We start from the raw sequence: 13,729 nt of genomic DNA, 5'->3' as shown, positions 1-13,729 counted from the left end.
GGACGGAAGAATACCATTTGATCTAAGGTCATATCAATGTGGTAGTAATTCCCTTTATACGCACCCAATCTTTCTCCCAATTCTGCCGGACTTTCTACACGACGTGCAATTATTGCGTCTTTCACATTCGGCGCGTATTCTGCTAATTTGTCAACAACCCTATCTGCAACTTTGTTCTTGAGTTCATCTGTCCAACCCGTTCCTTTTAATCCCGTACCATTTGCATTGGCAATTTGATATGGGGCAAAAAACTCAATCCATACGGTGTGTTTTCCTGGTGGTGCCATTGTCGGATCTAACATTGTTGGCACAACTACGTACATGGATGGATCGGAATCTGGAATTTCTCCCAAAGTGCATTTACTATGAGCTTGCTCAACATGGGCGATAGAATCAGCAATTAGTACGGAACCAATCAGATATTCATCTCTATGTTGATAGCGTTCAAACCGTGGGGCTTCATTTAAAGCTAAGTCTATCTTGAGGATAGTTTCGTTGTTATTCACAATGCGACGTTCTAATCTTTCCCTTAAATTAGGATCGGCAGCATTGATATCGCTTGTATCCACTAATTGTAAAAAGACTCGCTGAGCATCAATATTAGAGATGACTCCATGTTTAGCACGATACTCTGTACCATTTTCGAGTTGGACGCCGACTGCACGACCGTCATCTATCAAAATCTTCTTAACTTGGCTATCTGTTAAGATAGTACCGCCCTTACTTGTTACCAAATTGACTAGAGCTTGTACTAATGCCCCAGTACCGCCACGAGGTCTTGCCATACCGGGGTCGTGACGCATTGCCATCATAATCGCACCAATGGCAATGGTTTTTTGTGAGGGCGGCGCACCTAATTCAGCCGCAAGTCTTGCAAGAGGTGCTTTCAAAAATTCCGAATCAAACCACTCATTCAGAAGATCCTCTGCACTAGTCATCATGTTGCGAACAAAGTCCAGCGTTTTATTAGCAGAACCAATCACTGAAAATAAATCTTTTATCTTGGCGATATCGTAGTTGCCTAAAATATCTAATACTGATTTTGGTGGTGCGTTGAACATGGGAATCATTGCACCAAGTGCTCGCTGCCAATACTTTGTATATTCTGCATATTTTTTGGCATCGCGATCGCTATATCGAGCAATTTCTGCACAAGTTTTTTCTAGCGACTTATGACCTAAGAAGTACTTCCCGTCAGGATGGGGGCAGAAAACAACTGGATCGCACTCTAAATATTCTAAACCATACTTGTGTAACTCTAATTCTTCTACAACTGGCCCCAAATGAATAAACTCGTGGTCAATAGCACACAAGTTAAATTTAAATCCTGGTGCTTCCTTCGGCAAACATTCCTCCGTTGTAGCCGCACCACCGGGAACAGAACGCTTTTCCAATAACAAGACGCTGTAACCAGCTTTTAACAGGTAGGCAGCACAAACTAACCCGTTGTGTCCTGCTCCAATAATTACAACATCATACGCTTGCATAGTTGATTTTTAGCCACTAGATTTATTTCAAATACTAGAAAACTCTGAGTAACCTTTCATCACTCGTGAGTTATAAAAGTTAACCTTTAGAGAGATATATTGAGACTTAGATCCCCGACTTCTTCAAGAAGTCGGGGATCTAAATACACTAAAGGTTCACCCCTAACATTATTTAACCTAAAAGCTCCCTTCCAAAATCCAATTTATTGATTTTAAACCACTGGTCACTGGTCACTGTACAGAAGGTAGATGTTTTACATAAGCTTCTATCAAAAGTCTGAGACTTTCCTTTTGAACTTTCATCTCTTTAACACGTAAAACCATATCCTCAAACACAAAATATGGTAAAGCGAGCAGTTCTTTTACCTTTTCCATTAAAGCAACAACTATATCTAGAGCAATCCCTTCTCCCTCAGTGCAGTTGAAATTTTCTAACATCACGGGTTTATCTTGAGTGCGGGGACTAACCATTGCTGCAAAACATACCGATTGAGTCTTGCCTCGATCTTGTACCAGGATTTTTCCATTAAATGTCATCTTACCACTTCCTGGCAGATAAATTTGTATTTCTTGTGGCTTAAGGGTAACAATTCTGTCATCTACATTCAAATAAAAATCTTGCATTTGGCTGCGAATGTAGTTAGACTTCAACGCATTGTTGATATCTACTTCTGTCAGCACAACACGAGCAGTTGTATTGACTGGCTTATTAAGTTCAACCTGACCAAATAAAACACTTAGAGGATTTACAGAAACACCATCTGTTTGTAGTACCAACTCTTGTACTCGGATGTTTTTTATGACTAGCCCTCGACCTGCAACCGAAACTCCATCAGCTTCTCCCTGAATTATCTTCAGCAGGTCAGTTTGCACATCTACTTCTATTTTGTCAACACTATCCATCTGCTGAGATAGCGTCTTTTCAGCAACTTGTGACAGCATTTGTTCTTCAATTTTTTGCTGTTCTAACATAAATTCACTATCTCCCTACATCTCTTATCGCCTAATCTAGACGCGGATAGTTAGGAAGTGTATCTACATGAAGATATAGAAAATTTTATCCATTGCTAATACTTTTTATAACCATCTTAACCCCACCTGAAGGAACAATAGTAATTCCCCTACGTACTGGACTGACTGGACTATTGTCAGCAAGTGCTAATTGAAAGCGCGACAAAATTGTTGCTAACACTAATTTTAGCTCGTACATGGAAAATGCTGTACCAATACAGCCGCGATAACCTCCACCAAAAGGTAAATATTCATAAGGTGAAAATTTCTGGTCTAAAAATCTTTCTGGTAGAAATTTTTTGGGTTCTGGGTAAGTTTCAAGACGTTGATGTGCTAAGTAGATACAGGGTACTAAAACTGTCCCAGACTCATACTTCTGACCTGCAATCTCTACTTTATCTTTAACCATTCTAGGCGTACATATTAAGGCAATAGGATGCACTCTCAGAGTTTCTTGACAAACAGCACTCAAGTAAGGGAGTTGAGTTATGTCTTCGGGATTAGCTCTATTGTCTAGACTATTTAATTCTTCTAACAACTTATCTTTAACTTGTGGGTGAGAGTGAATTAAATAAAATACCCAAGTTAAAACAGCAGCTGTGGTTTCATATCCTAAAAGTAATAGTGAGACTAATTGGTCGCGTAACTCAATATCTGTCATTTTTTGTCCGTCTTCGTCACTCGCTGACATTAACAGGCTGAGAACATCTGTACGATAACTGCTGTCTAAATTCTCATTTTCTAGGCGGCGTTCCGAAATTTCAGCATAAATCAGTTTATCAATTTCCTCAATCCGTTTTTTGTAATTTCCCCAAGGACTCCACGCACCTAAATCTTTTTGTAGTGGTGGAAAGAAAAATAAAGTAGAATATAATGGTTTTGTGATATCTTCTAATAATGAAGTGAGTCGTTCTCTTAATTTTTGATAGCGATCGCCTGGACGAAGACCAAATACAACTTGCAAAATAATTTGCAAAGTGATATCCGGCATGATTTTTTGCATGGAAACTATTGTCCCTATTTGCCAGTTTTGTGTGGCTTCTTCGGTAATTTTACAAATAGCTCGACTGTAAGTTTTCATGCGATCGCCATGAAAAGGCGGCATTAATAACTGGCGCTGTCGGTTGTGCGATCGTCCTTCTTGCAATACTATAGAATTTGAGCCAAACAAAGGTTCAAAAACATGAGTTGCTTTCTTGAAATCTAGCTCTTTAGCAGGGACTGCAAAGCAATCTGCAATAGCTTGAGGATGACTAAAAAATACTACAGGTGGTGAATTAACTCCTAATACCCGTACTGAAAAGGGATCGCCATATCGAGCAGCACTATTTTCTAAAAACTTTATAGGATTGACTATTAATTGTAATGTCTGTAGTAAGGGGAATTTCATAATAAAAAAATCTCCCAAAATTTCTTGTGGTGCGGTCTTCTAGGCAATTTCTTGTGGTGCGGGCTTCTAGCCCGCTACTAGTATAAGACGGGCGGGGACGCCCGTTCCACAAGATTGGGGTTTCTGTCCCACAAGATTGGAATTTTGGTATTAACTAGGAATAGATTCCAAAAGTTGAGATTTAATATTACGAGGGCTTGTGACTGCCATTTCGATAGGACGATGAGGACCTGTAACTAATCCACGGCGTTTTGGTTTGATATCATCCTTGGTCACCAGCGCCAAGTCAAGTTGAGACAGAATGGTTGCCAATACCACTTTCATTTCAAACTGAGCAAATGCAGTACCAATGCAACGCCTCACACCACCGCCAAAAGGTAGATACTCGTATGGCGAAAATTGCCTTTCTAAAAAACGTTCTGGTTTAAACCGCTTGGGTTCGGGGTATAAGTCCTCGCGCTGATGAGTGAGGTAAATTGAGCCAAGTAGAATCGTACCTGGTGCAAGGTCATAACCGCACATAGAGACAGGTGTTTTGACTACCCGTGGAAAGGTCAGCATTCCTACTGGGTAAATCCTGAGAGTTTCACAGCAAACGGCATTGAGGTAAGGTAACTTCAACAAGGTACTATAGTCTGTGCGATCGCATGGCAGCGCCGCCGTACCCGGCTTATCGCTCAACGAATCGAGTTCTGCTTGCAGTTTTTCTCTGACTTCGGGTAGCTTGTGAATCCAGTACATTGCCCAAGTTAGAGCTGTTGCGGTTGTTTCATGACCTGCTGTGAGTAAGGTCATTAACTCGTCCCGTAATTCATCATCCGTCATCGGCTGACCATCTTCATCTGTAGCAGCCATGAGCAAGCTAAGGATATCAGTGCGCGATGAGTCTGGTTGTTCTCGTCGTTCTTGAATTTCCTCTTGCAGCAGTTGGTGAACTTTTGCTTTATTACGAAGAAATCTTCCCCAAGGGCTTTGCGGTCCTAAATCTTTTTGTAAGGCAGGAAAATAAAGTTGAAGAACTCTTATGGGAGTACTTTCGCGTTCATCTAACAACAGACATAAAGTTTTTTCTATTTCTTCAGCGCGATCGCTATTATACAATCCAAACACGGCTTGCATGATAACTCGCAAAGTAATTGTTTGCATTGCATTTCTCAAAGAAAATGGCTTATCTATTTGCCATTGACTCATCACTTCTTCAGTGACTTGACTCATCACTTGTCCGTAGACTTTCATTCTATCACCGTGAAACGGAGGCATTAATAATTGCCGTTGTCTTCGGTGTGATTCTCCGCTTACAGTAATCACGGAATTCTTTCCAAGCATTGGTTCAAAAACAGTATTCCAATCACTAGGTGCTTCAAATTCTTTGGTGTCACTTGTTAATATTTGTTGTAGTGCTTGAGGATTGCTGACAAAAACAACAGGTCGTATCAACTGTAGCGTGAAGATATCACCGTAGCGTTTAGCACAGGATTCCATTTGCGACATAGGGCTGAGAATCCAATGCAGAATTTGGATAAGCCCTGGAGTTCGGACAGTGTTTGGTAGTTTCATCATATCTTGTTTATCGTACTGACTTTCTTGCCAATGAAACTAACTTTAGATAAACAATTTTCTTAAATTTGATAGATTAGCTACCTATCATAATTTTCTTAGACTTTCAAAATTTATAGCACTTCTCACTTGAATGAAGTATGTATTCATCTGCGTTCGTCTGCTACAGGCTGCAGTTCCATATTTTTTGCAATATTTTTACACCTGTATTCTGCTCATAAATCCACTCTCAATCTTGTTACCATACAGTGATACGGCTTCAGCCCTCATACCCTCGGCTTATCGCATTTCCTCTGTTCTCTTAACCTTTCTTTACATAGCTCCTTTATTGTCGTCCGATCGCTGCTCTGGAATAAGAGTAGAGCGCTCGTAGCGGCAATGAATTTAAACAGCTTTATTTTTTTATGTTAGCTGGTATCATCAATTTACTAAATATTGCTAATAGGAATCTGGAATCAAATTCTATACATTTGTAGCTCTGTATAAACACTGTTCATAAAGGATATGGATAAACTTTCTCAATTAGAATCTCTCAATACTCAATTGGATATTTTACGCTATCAGACACGAATGTTGCTCGAATTCGATAAAATATCAGTTGACAGATATGAATATGCCATTAAAATTATAGACGAAATTGGTGTAGAGTGAGGTGGATGGATTAAAAAAATTAGCCGAACAGTTATTCAACTCTATCAAAAGATTGTCAGCGATCGCACTTTCATAAAGTAAATCTTAAATTGCCGAATGTATTGTGTGGGTTGGGTCGAACAAAGTGACACCTAATAATTCGATGAAATGTTGGGTTTCGTTCCTCAACCCAACCTACTTTTCATAATTTTCTTAGACTTTTAAAAGTTATAGCACTTCTCACTCGAATGAAGTATGTATTCCTCTGCGTTCGTCTGCTACAGGCTGCGGTTCCAATTTTTAACAACCAACTTGATGGGACAATTAGGACCTGTTACCAAACCACGACGTTTTGGTTTTACTTCATAAGTATCGACTAAAGCTAAATCGTAACGTGACATAATTGTCTTTGACGCTGGTGTGCTTCTCCACTTATGGTGAACACAGATTGTTTCCCAACTAACGGTTCAAATTCTGTGTTTAACTCTCCAGGAGATGTAAATTTTTCTATATCGTTGGTTAAAATTTCTTGCAAGGCTTGAGGATGACTTGTGACTACTAGAGGTGGAGTGTTGCGACCTAACTGTAGAGTAAATATGTCCCCGTAACGTTTGGCGCATTCTTCCATCTGGGACAAGGGAGTGAAAATCCACTCCAGTAGCTGTAGGGAGGGTGGCTTCTGAACGGGATTTGGTAGTGTCATCATAAATTTTTTTGTAAAAATCTTTTTACTGACACTAGCATGAAGCTATTCAATTATATAATGTACGGCATTTAAGATAATAATCGTTGGATGACTAAATAGTAATTTATCCTAACAACATGAAAGTTGTAAAATTTTTGTTAAATTGAACGAGCATTTATTTTGCCTCTTCAGAACACTCAAATAAAGGTACTCGGCATGACAGCAATTACCCCAAAGGAAATTTCTACGACTCCCAATTTTTGTGAAGGAATTCAATATTTTGGCGCATCTATCCCAGGTTTTGAAACTTATGGCAAAATACCAGTAGTAGGGTCGGGTGATTCTGCGATCGCCAACCCCTCAGATCCAGCAGCCGTCTTCCAAACCTTACTTGCTGCTGATGCTTTGCGCTATCTGACGTTGCAAATTACTGGTAGTAAAGCCTCCGGACACCCAGGTGGATTTGCCAGTCAAGCAGAAGCTTATGCATCACTTGTCATGCTCGGTTACAAAAATATCATTACCGAAGTGGGACATCACGCTCCTGGTTTTTACAGTGCCATGTTCTTAGATCGTTCTCTAGAGGATATGGGAATTCATACAGTGCAGCAATTACGCGATCGCTTTCGGGAAAAGCACGGTTTGTTGGGGCATCTCTCCGGCTACATTCCTGGTATTTTAGCACCTGCTGGTCCTTTAGGACAGGGGCAACATTTTGCTATGGCTGCTGCACTGCTGCACAAAGACAAGCTTTTCCCTTTTACCGTTGGCGATGGTGGGTTGGGCGAACCTTATATCATGAGTTCGATGGCGCACTTCCACACGGCTTTTCCTAGCGCGACCAACTTCTTACCCGTATTGGTGTGGAACGGTTACAGTCAAGAACATCACAGCATGGTGTCTCTCAAAACCAACGAACAGATGATTGCGTACTGGCGGGGTAATGGTTTTGAGGAAGTTGTGTTAGTCGATGCTAAAGATTTTGACGACGCAAACCAATCGGGAGATTATGTTGATAGTACCGAATTTTCTTTTGAGAAGAGGTTAGCTTTTACTCAAGCTGTACTCTCAGGTGTAGATAAGGCTGCAAGTTCTGCGCTTGGCGGTAAGCTGACTGTTTTTATTATCAAACAGCTTAAAGGCGCGGGAGTTCACGCACGAGGTGCGAAGTCTCATAATCTCTATCCTAAAGATACTTTAGATGCACCCCATATTGTCAGTGCTCTAAAAGAACGTGCTTTACCAGTTGAAGCTTGGGAATTGGTACGGACAAATTGCGAACGTGCTGGTGGGGGACCTGCGGCGAAGACTGTTGTGACAGAATTTGAGTATCCTTTGCCAGATTTGGGCGAATTGCCTTTAGAAGAATATGCTGTTGGTGGTGATGCAAAGGTTTCTACCACAGCAATGGGAAGATTGGTGGCAAAAGTTGGACAGGTAGACAGTCATTTCCTCGTCACGAATGCTGATGGTAACGAAGCATCTGGGATTAGTAATATTAACCAAGCACTGAAGATTATTCACCCTACCACTGACGATTTATACAATCAAACACCTAACGGTCAAGTTTACGAACCTTTGAGCGAGGATGCTTGTGCGGGATTAGCTGTTGGTTTGTCTTTGATGGGTGCGAGAACTTTATGGTGTTCTTATGAATCTTTTGCTATCAACGGATTACCTATTTGGCAAACGGTGACGCAAGCAATGGCGGAATTGCGTCGTCCTACACCTTCGACTATTACATTATTTACTGCAGGTGCATTGGAGCAAGGGCGCAATGGTTGGACTCACCAACGTCCTGAAATTGAATCTTATTTTGCTTCTATGATGCGGAATGGTAATGTGTTTCCTGTTTTTCCACCGGATGCTAATAGCATTCAAGTTTGTTATGAGTGGGCGCTAACGACTAAGAATAAGGGGATTGTGATTACTGCTAGTAAATCTCCTTTACCCATTCGCACGACTTTTGAACAAACTCGTCAGGGATTGCTTGATGGTGCGATCGTATTGCATGAAAGTTCTGGTAAGAAGAAAGTTGTGTTTGCTGTTATTGGAGACATGACTTTAATACCAGTTTTTGAAGCAGCGACGGCGTTAGAACAAGAGGGGATTGGAGTGAAGATTGTTTCTGTTATTAACCCGCGTCGTTTGTATCGTCTTGATGATACTGGTTGGGATACTTGTTCCGAACCTGATGGCCATTTTGTAAGCGATGAAAAGTTTGCTGAATTGTTTGATGGTGATGCTTTGATTGGCGTGACTGGTGGTGCTAGTGCAATGCTTGAACCTATTATGTTGAGGAGTATTTGTAAGCGAGATACTTTTGCTTGGAGGCGTGGGGAAACGACGGCGAGTGCGGGTGAATTAATGGCTTTTAATGGTTTGACTGCTGAAACTTTGAAGAAGAGGGGGCTTGAGTTGGTGGGTTAATTTTTGGTTTTTAACCGCAGATGCACGCAGACGAACGCGGATAAATCTTGTTTTTTTGCGTGTCTCTGTCACAGAGAATTGGTGTGGAGGGTGGGGAGAAAAGAAAAAATTGTAAAATCTGGTTCCAATAGAAAAATACGTGAAACCACGTACCCTTTATAATGCGTATGTTTGCGGTTTTGCTTCCCGGTATTTCTGTAAACATAGAAACATAAATAGGAGTCATAAATACTGAAATACTGTAAATGAAAAAAGTCATATTTGTAACTGGTGTTACAAGAATGAGAGAAGGATTTGTATGCATCAGTGGTTTAGATGAGCAAGGTCAGTTCGTCCGTCCCGAAATTCATTATTCTGAAAGACCGGGTATAAAAAAAGAATTTCTTTATGTTTAAGGAAAAGTAGTCATCAAACCTCTTGCGAAAGTAGAACTTGAGTTTTTAAAACCTGTACCAAAATCATCATTCCACACTGAAGATTGGGAAATCGATGGTAGAATTCCACCTAGGTTAGTATCTATACCTAGCGAAAGTGAACGATTAGCCATCCTGAATCGGTATTTAGATTTTTCACTACAAAGGGCTTTGGCTGAAGAAGCACGCTCGCTAGTCATTGTTAGAAGCCGCGAAGTCCCTGAAATTGAAGTTAGAGTGTGGGAAAATCAGTTAAGATGTCACTTATCGTTCTACGACGACAGTGGCGATTATCACAAACATTTACCTGTCACAGACGCCAATTGGTTAGCTGCTTGTAAATATTTATGGCAAAAAGATAAAGAAAATTTAAAGGCAAGACTAACTAAAGCATTACAAAATAAAGAGATATTTATCAGAATCGGAGTAACACGAGAATGGCAAGGTCAAGTTTGGCGACAAATTTCTGGTGTTTTCTCTTTCCCTGATTGGTTGAAGGGAAAATGTTTTTCCAATCTGGGATATGACTTTAATGATTATGTATGAGAGCATGAGTTATGGAAAATAATGAATATTTAGTTGCCAATAAAGATAAATTAACTTTGTTTACTATTGGTTATTCTAATCATAGCATTAGCAATTTCATTGCTTTATTAAAAAACAACAATATTTCGTGTGTTGTTGATGTAAGAAGTACACCCTACAGTAAATATTACAAAAGTTTTGACAAGGAAAATTTATTGTCAGAATTATCAATTAATAAAATCGACTATATTTGGATGGGAGAGACTTTAGGAGGTCGGAGGAATGACTTAAAAACTTCTATGGGTTTCAGGCAAGATGAGAAGTATGATACTGATATTCGGTATAATGAAGCATTGCTAGAACTGATGTATGTAGCGATATCTAAACCTACGGTCTTAATGTGCAGCGAAGAAGATCCTCGTCGATGCCATCGACATAAGATTATTGCACATAGTTTACTTCATAAAAATTTTGATTCTACTTCAATAGATAATATACACATTATTCATATTCGGGCTAGTGGAAAACTAGAGAATGCATCCTTAATTGAAACCTACTTTCAACCATCATTATTTTGATAAAAAATATGGGAATTCTATACACCATCGGGTTCACAAAAAAAACTGCAGAAGATTTTTTCGAGTCTTTAAGAAAGAAAAAGGTAGATTTATTAGCCGATGTTCGACTTAATAACACTAGTCAACTAGCAGGGTTCACAAAAAAAAAGGATTTAGAGTACTTTTTAAGCCTTTTAGGAATTAAATATGAGCATTGGACACACTTTGCACCAACTAAAGATATACGAGATAAGTATCATGCTACAGCAAACTGGAAAGATTATGAGTGTTCGTATCAAAGCCTTCTAAAAAGTAGAAACATCTTAGAACAGATAAACGTAAATCAATCTCTCTTACGCAGTACAAGTATCTGCTTACTATGTTCTGAGAAGACAGCAGAAAAATGCCATAGAAGAATTGTAGCAGAGATGATAGCTGACATAGTAAAGGATATGGAAATAGTTCATTTGTAGGATTAGTTTTTCCACAAAACGTACTTGTAAATAGTTTCAGGAAAAGTGGCTGGAATAATTTAATAAGCTAATGTAGCTTCTAAATAAGCTTAGACTAGACACAGCTAGTAAGGAGAAGACAATGGCTTGACTAGTTGAATTGAGCTTTTAGTAGTAAAATGTAGAAATTTAAAACTAGATGCCATGAGACTGCACCTAATAAGGTAGATGCTTTGCGTCCTTATTGTACTATTGAAAATATTTAATACTTAAATTTCCTTCACTTGTTTGTATATATTTTCTGAAAGAATCTATACTTAGATATAAAAATAGATGCGCTTGCTTGCCCTGAGTATTTACCAACAATACTCGTCATGACGATCGCATTACTCAAGTATAATGATAAAAGTAGTTTGTACCATAAGGATGAAATTATGACTGATACCAATCATATATAACAAACCTTATCTATCTTCACATATTTCTATTTTTCTGCCCTGACTCACTCAATTTCTTGATTAATTCTTTAAGATAAATAGAAAAGTATGTAATAGATATTATAGGGAGAACAAACAATAAAATAATATAAAAATTTTGAATGTAATTCATTGTTGAGGAAGAATCTGGAGGAGGAGAAGGGGAAGGTTTTACTTCAATTAGAGAAGATTGTTGTTGATTCTGGACTTGCAAGAAAAATGAAAAATACGATACTTTAAGCATAAAAATTTCCTTTTTCACTATTGTTTATAAACAAAAATCTAATCCATATTTATAAATTGTCTAATCTTTTCCAATTATTTTACTAGTCAACCCGACAAATATTGAAGTTGCATAAATGACAATAGACCAAATAGCTACTAAATTTACATTCTTAAAATTTTTCAAGTCTAAGAACATATTAGTATTTAATATAATAGCTAAAAAACTAATGCCCATGAGTATTAAAGCACCATTTTTATTTCTAGGCTCCGTGTTAGTCAATTCTCCTATTGCTTCAGCAAAAACTGCTGTTGATAAAAGTAATAATTCTCCTTGCTGATACAAAAGATTTAAAGGATTTGCACAAGAGTTAAAAAGACACAATCTTATAATTCTATATATTAAAGGTATTAGAGCAAAAAGTATATTAAAAAATAGCCATTTTATAATTTTACGCTTAGTAATCTCAGCTGCAGTAGGACTAGGAGAGGGAGTAGGAGCCAATTTTTCACACCTCACACTAAATAAATTATAAATTATATTCTTCTTAAAATAAGACATATCTGTTACAATCTTTATAAATTCAACTTAATTTTTTTAATAAACCGCAAGAGGCAAGGAAAAAAGCGCGGTGCGGCAGGGTGTTGAGGTCTGGGATGTGCACAATAGAGCTATTTCAGCACACTGTGACCATTACCCCTTTAGTCATGCGCTCTCTTGCCTCATCTGAGCTTATTCGGTAGGATAGCAAGACACTGCTGACGCTCACGCTAAATAGGGTTGTCTTGGTAGCAGAACAAAAAAAACGTCGTTAAGCCTGAAAGTAAAGCTCTGTGTCGTATCCTTGTTTTCACATTGGTAAAAATTGTTTATAAAATTTAAGGTAATTTTTACATTGGATTCTGAATATGAAGGGTACATTGCCGAAGTTCTCGAACTTCCTGGTTGTGTAAGTCAAGGTAAGACTTTAGATGAGTCGATTGAAAATATCAAGGATGCTATTAAGGGATATCTTTACGTTCAAGATAAGCAAGGTAAGTCTTATGTTCCAAAAGAATCTCAAACCTTTATTAGAGAAATTATAGTATAGGTGTGGCTTACGTAATTTGCCACCAGTCAGAAGCTATAATCTTTGAAAGATTTCTTATAAAAATGTAGCCATGACGAATGCTCAAGAAATAGTGCATTTAAACCTAGATTTATCTCCTGAACTGAACCAGGTGTTAGAAGAGGTTGCTCAAAAGATTGGTGGAACGAAAAGTGATGTTTTGCGTCAAGGAATTACTTTAATGCAAATGATGGCAAAAGCTAAGGAACCATCTCAGAAATTAGGTATTACTGAATCCAATCAATCTACCACTTCTGAAAGAGGAATTCCATTAGAAGACGAACAAAAAAATCATCCACTAGAAATGTTTATGGAAAGTTTTGGTGCTTGGGAAGACGATCGCACACCAGAGGAAATTGTCAAAGATATCTATGAGAGTCGTAGTACCTCTAACAGGGATTATCATTTGTGATTTACTTGATACTGATACTTGTATCTCTTGGCTAACCAATCGAGTCTCGGTCAGAACAAAGATTCAATCGGTTACCAATAATACTCGTCATTACGATCGCATAACTCAATTACATTTGGAAAACTGGTTTCTAGCATAAAGATAAGATTATGACTGATAAAAAAGAAATGATTCGCTTTAATCTAGATGTTTCTCCTGAAGTTCATGAGACATTAGAGAAACTAGCACAAAAAATAGGTGGAACAAAAAGTGATGTTTTGCGTCAAGCAATAGCTTTGATGCAAATTGCAATAATAGCTAAAGAAAATGGTAAGAAATTCGGAATTGTAGAAACAAATCAAGATTTGACTACTGAGATTATGATTCCTTAAAA

Annotated in this window: 15 protein-coding genes and 1 pseudogene; 8 read left to right on the top strand and 8 right to left on the bottom strand. The window is 38.4% G+C overall.

All coding sequences use genetic code 11. From position 1 onward, the window contains the following. The 4 genes from ACKTT2_RS31900 to ACKTT2_RS31885 all read right to left on the bottom strand — a co-directional run. Window positions 1-1,487 (bottom strand): phytoene desaturase family protein (locus ACKTT2_RS31900; RefSeq protein WP_407894304.1); only part of this gene is annotated, 1,487 nt, incomplete at its 3' end. Window positions 1,488-1,718: 231 nt separating this feature from the next. Next, window positions 1,719-2,459: an LmeA family phospholipid-binding protein gene (locus ACKTT2_RS31895; protein ID WP_407894302.1), complete on the bottom strand. Its 741-nt coding sequence runs from the start codon at window positions 2,457-2,459 to the stop codon at window positions 1,719-1,721. Window positions 2,460-2,544: 85 nt separating this feature from the next. After that, entirely contained in the window at window positions 2,545-3,888 is a 1,344-nt protein-coding gene (locus ACKTT2_RS31890; protein WP_407894300.1) for a cytochrome P450, read from the bottom strand. Between the two features lie 150 nt (window positions 3,889-4,038). Beyond that, window positions 4,039-5,445, bottom strand: coding sequence for a cytochrome P450 (locus ACKTT2_RS31885; protein WP_407894310.1), 1,407 nt, complete (start codon window positions 5,443-5,445; stop codon window positions 4,039-4,041). 507 nt (window positions 5,446-5,952) lie between these two features. Between ACKTT2_RS31885 and ACKTT2_RS31880 the strand changes: the two are divergent. Beyond that, window positions 5,953-6,096, top strand: a pseudogene (locus tag ACKTT2_RS31880) (diversity-generating retroelement protein Avd); the annotation flags it as partial. Window positions 6,097-6,353: 257 nt separating this feature from the next. Here ACKTT2_RS31880 and ACKTT2_RS31875 read toward each other — a convergent pair. After that, window positions 6,354-6,476 carry a hypothetical protein gene (locus ACKTT2_RS31875; RefSeq protein ID WP_407894298.1) on the bottom strand — a complete coding sequence of 41 codons (123 nt, stop codon included), beginning with the start codon at window positions 6,474-6,476 and terminating at the stop codon, window positions 6,354-6,356. Continuing rightward, window positions 6,458-6,781: a cytochrome P450 gene (locus tag ACKTT2_RS31870; protein ID WP_407894296.1), complete on the bottom strand. Its 324-nt coding sequence runs from the start codon at window positions 6,779-6,781 to the stop codon at window positions 6,458-6,460. The genes ACKTT2_RS31875 and ACKTT2_RS31870 overlap by 19 nt, the downstream gene beginning before the upstream one ends. 195 nt (window positions 6,782-6,976) lie before the next feature. Here ACKTT2_RS31870 and ACKTT2_RS31865 point away from each other — a divergent pair, with 195 nt between their 5' ends. Continuing rightward, window positions 6,977-9,190 (top strand): phosphoketolase family protein, encoded by a 2,214-nt coding sequence (locus ACKTT2_RS31865; protein WP_407894294.1) that lies wholly within the window; start codon window positions 6,977-6,979, stop codon window positions 9,188-9,190. Window positions 9,191-9,581: 391 nt separating this feature from the next. Here the strand turns inward: ACKTT2_RS31865 and ACKTT2_RS31860 are convergent, their stop codons facing one another. Beyond that, entirely contained in the window at window positions 9,582-9,737 is a 156-nt protein-coding gene (locus ACKTT2_RS31860) for a hypothetical protein (RefSeq protein WP_407894292.1), read from the bottom strand. Between the two features lie 37 nt (window positions 9,738-9,774). Here ACKTT2_RS31860 and ACKTT2_RS31855 point away from each other — a divergent pair, with 37 nt between their 5' ends. From ACKTT2_RS31855 to ACKTT2_RS31845, 3 genes are read left to right on the top strand one after another with little or no spacing between them, the layout of a single operon-like run. After that, on the top strand, window positions 9,775-10,149 hold the full coding sequence (locus tag ACKTT2_RS31855) for a hypothetical protein (RefSeq protein WP_407894290.1): 375 nt from the start codon (window positions 9,775-9,777) through the stop codon (window positions 10,147-10,149). An 11-nt stretch (window positions 10,150-10,160) separates the two neighbouring features. Next, window positions 10,161-10,706: a DUF488 domain-containing protein gene (locus ACKTT2_RS31850; RefSeq protein WP_407894288.1), complete on the top strand. Its 546-nt coding sequence runs from the start codon at window positions 10,161-10,163 to the stop codon at window positions 10,704-10,706. An 8-nt stretch (window positions 10,707-10,714) separates the two neighbouring features. Next, entirely contained in the window at window positions 10,715-11,158 is a 444-nt protein-coding gene (locus ACKTT2_RS31845; RefSeq protein ID WP_407894286.1) for a DUF488 domain-containing protein, read from the top strand. 759 nt (window positions 11,159-11,917) lie between these two features. Here the strand turns inward: ACKTT2_RS31845 and ACKTT2_RS31840 are convergent. After that, complete coding sequence (locus ACKTT2_RS31840; protein WP_407894284.1) at window positions 11,918-12,397, bottom strand: hypothetical protein; 480 nt, start codon at window positions 12,395-12,397, stop codon at window positions 11,918-11,920. A gap of 334 nt (window positions 12,398-12,731) precedes the next feature. Here ACKTT2_RS31840 and ACKTT2_RS31835 point away from each other — a divergent pair, with 334 nt between their 5' ends. From ACKTT2_RS31835 to ACKTT2_RS31825, 3 genes are all read left to right on the top strand, one after another. Further along, window positions 12,732-12,926, top strand: a complete 195-nt coding sequence (locus ACKTT2_RS31835) for a type II toxin-antitoxin system HicB family antitoxin (protein ID WP_407894282.1) — start codon at window positions 12,732-12,734, stop codon at window positions 12,924-12,926. A 70-nt stretch (window positions 12,927-12,996) separates the two neighbouring features. Next, a complete protein-coding gene (locus ACKTT2_RS31830; protein ID WP_407894280.1) occupies window positions 12,997-13,356 on the top strand; it encodes a hypothetical protein in 360 nt (119 codons plus the stop codon). A gap of 149 nt (window positions 13,357-13,505) precedes the next feature. After that, the gene (locus ACKTT2_RS31825) at window positions 13,506-13,727 is read left to right on the top strand and encodes a DNA-binding protein (protein WP_407894278.1); all 222 of its coding nucleotides are present in this window, start codon (window positions 13,506-13,508) and stop codon (window positions 13,725-13,727) included. Window positions 13,728-13,729: the final 2 nt, after the last annotated feature.

This window comes from Scytonema hankhaensis NUACC26 (genome assembly GCF_045865695.1).
In the GTDB taxonomy this organism is placed as follows: domain Bacteria; phylum Cyanobacteriota; class Cyanobacteriia; order Cyanobacteriales; family Nostocaceae; genus Scytonema.
The sequence above is the reverse complement of the archived record's forward strand: the minus strand, read 5'-3'. Positions and strand labels throughout refer to the sequence as shown.

Excerpts from the sequence above, each read along its gene's own strand:
- ACKTT2_RS31895 (WP_407894302.1), bottom strand. The coding sequence starts at position 2,459 with ATGTTAGAACAGCAAAAAATTGAAGAACAAATGCTGTCACAAGTTGCT.
- ACKTT2_RS31890 (WP_407894300.1), bottom strand. The coding sequence starts at position 3,888 with ATGAAATTCCCCTTACTACAGACATTACAATTAATAGTCAATCCTATA.
- ACKTT2_RS31885 (WP_407894310.1), bottom strand. The coding sequence starts at position 5,445 with ATGAAACTACCAAACACTGTCCGAACTCCAGGGCTTATCCAAATTCTG.
- ACKTT2_RS31875 (WP_407894298.1), bottom strand. The coding sequence starts at position 6,476 with ATGTCACGTTACGATTTAGCTTTAGTCGATACTTATGAAGTAAAACCA.
- ACKTT2_RS31870 (WP_407894296.1), bottom strand. The coding sequence starts at position 6,781 with ATGATGACACTACCAAATCCCGTTCAGAAGCCACCCTCCCTACAGCTA.
- ACKTT2_RS31865 (WP_407894294.1), top strand. The coding sequence starts at position 6,977 with ATGACAGCAATTACCCCAAAGGAAATTTCTACGACTCCCAATTTTTGT.
- ACKTT2_RS31860 (WP_407894292.1), bottom strand. The coding sequence starts at position 9,737 with ATGGCTAATCGTTCACTTTCGCTAGGTATAGATACTAACCTAGGTGGA.
- ACKTT2_RS31850 (WP_407894288.1), top strand. The coding sequence starts at position 10,161 with ATGGAAAATAATGAATATTTAGTTGCCAATAAAGATAAATTAACTTTG.
- ACKTT2_RS31845 (WP_407894286.1), top strand. The coding sequence starts at position 10,715 with ATGGGAATTCTATACACCATCGGGTTCACAAAAAAAACTGCAGAAGAT.
- ACKTT2_RS31840 (WP_407894284.1), bottom strand. The coding sequence starts at position 12,397 with ATGTCTTATTTTAAGAAGAATATAATTTATAATTTATTTAGTGTGAGG.
- ACKTT2_RS31830 (WP_407894280.1), top strand. The coding sequence starts at position 12,997 with ATGACGAATGCTCAAGAAATAGTGCATTTAAACCTAGATTTATCTCCT.
- ACKTT2_RS31825 (WP_407894278.1), top strand. The coding sequence starts at position 13,506 with ATGACTGATAAAAAAGAAATGATTCGCTTTAATCTAGATGTTTCTCCT.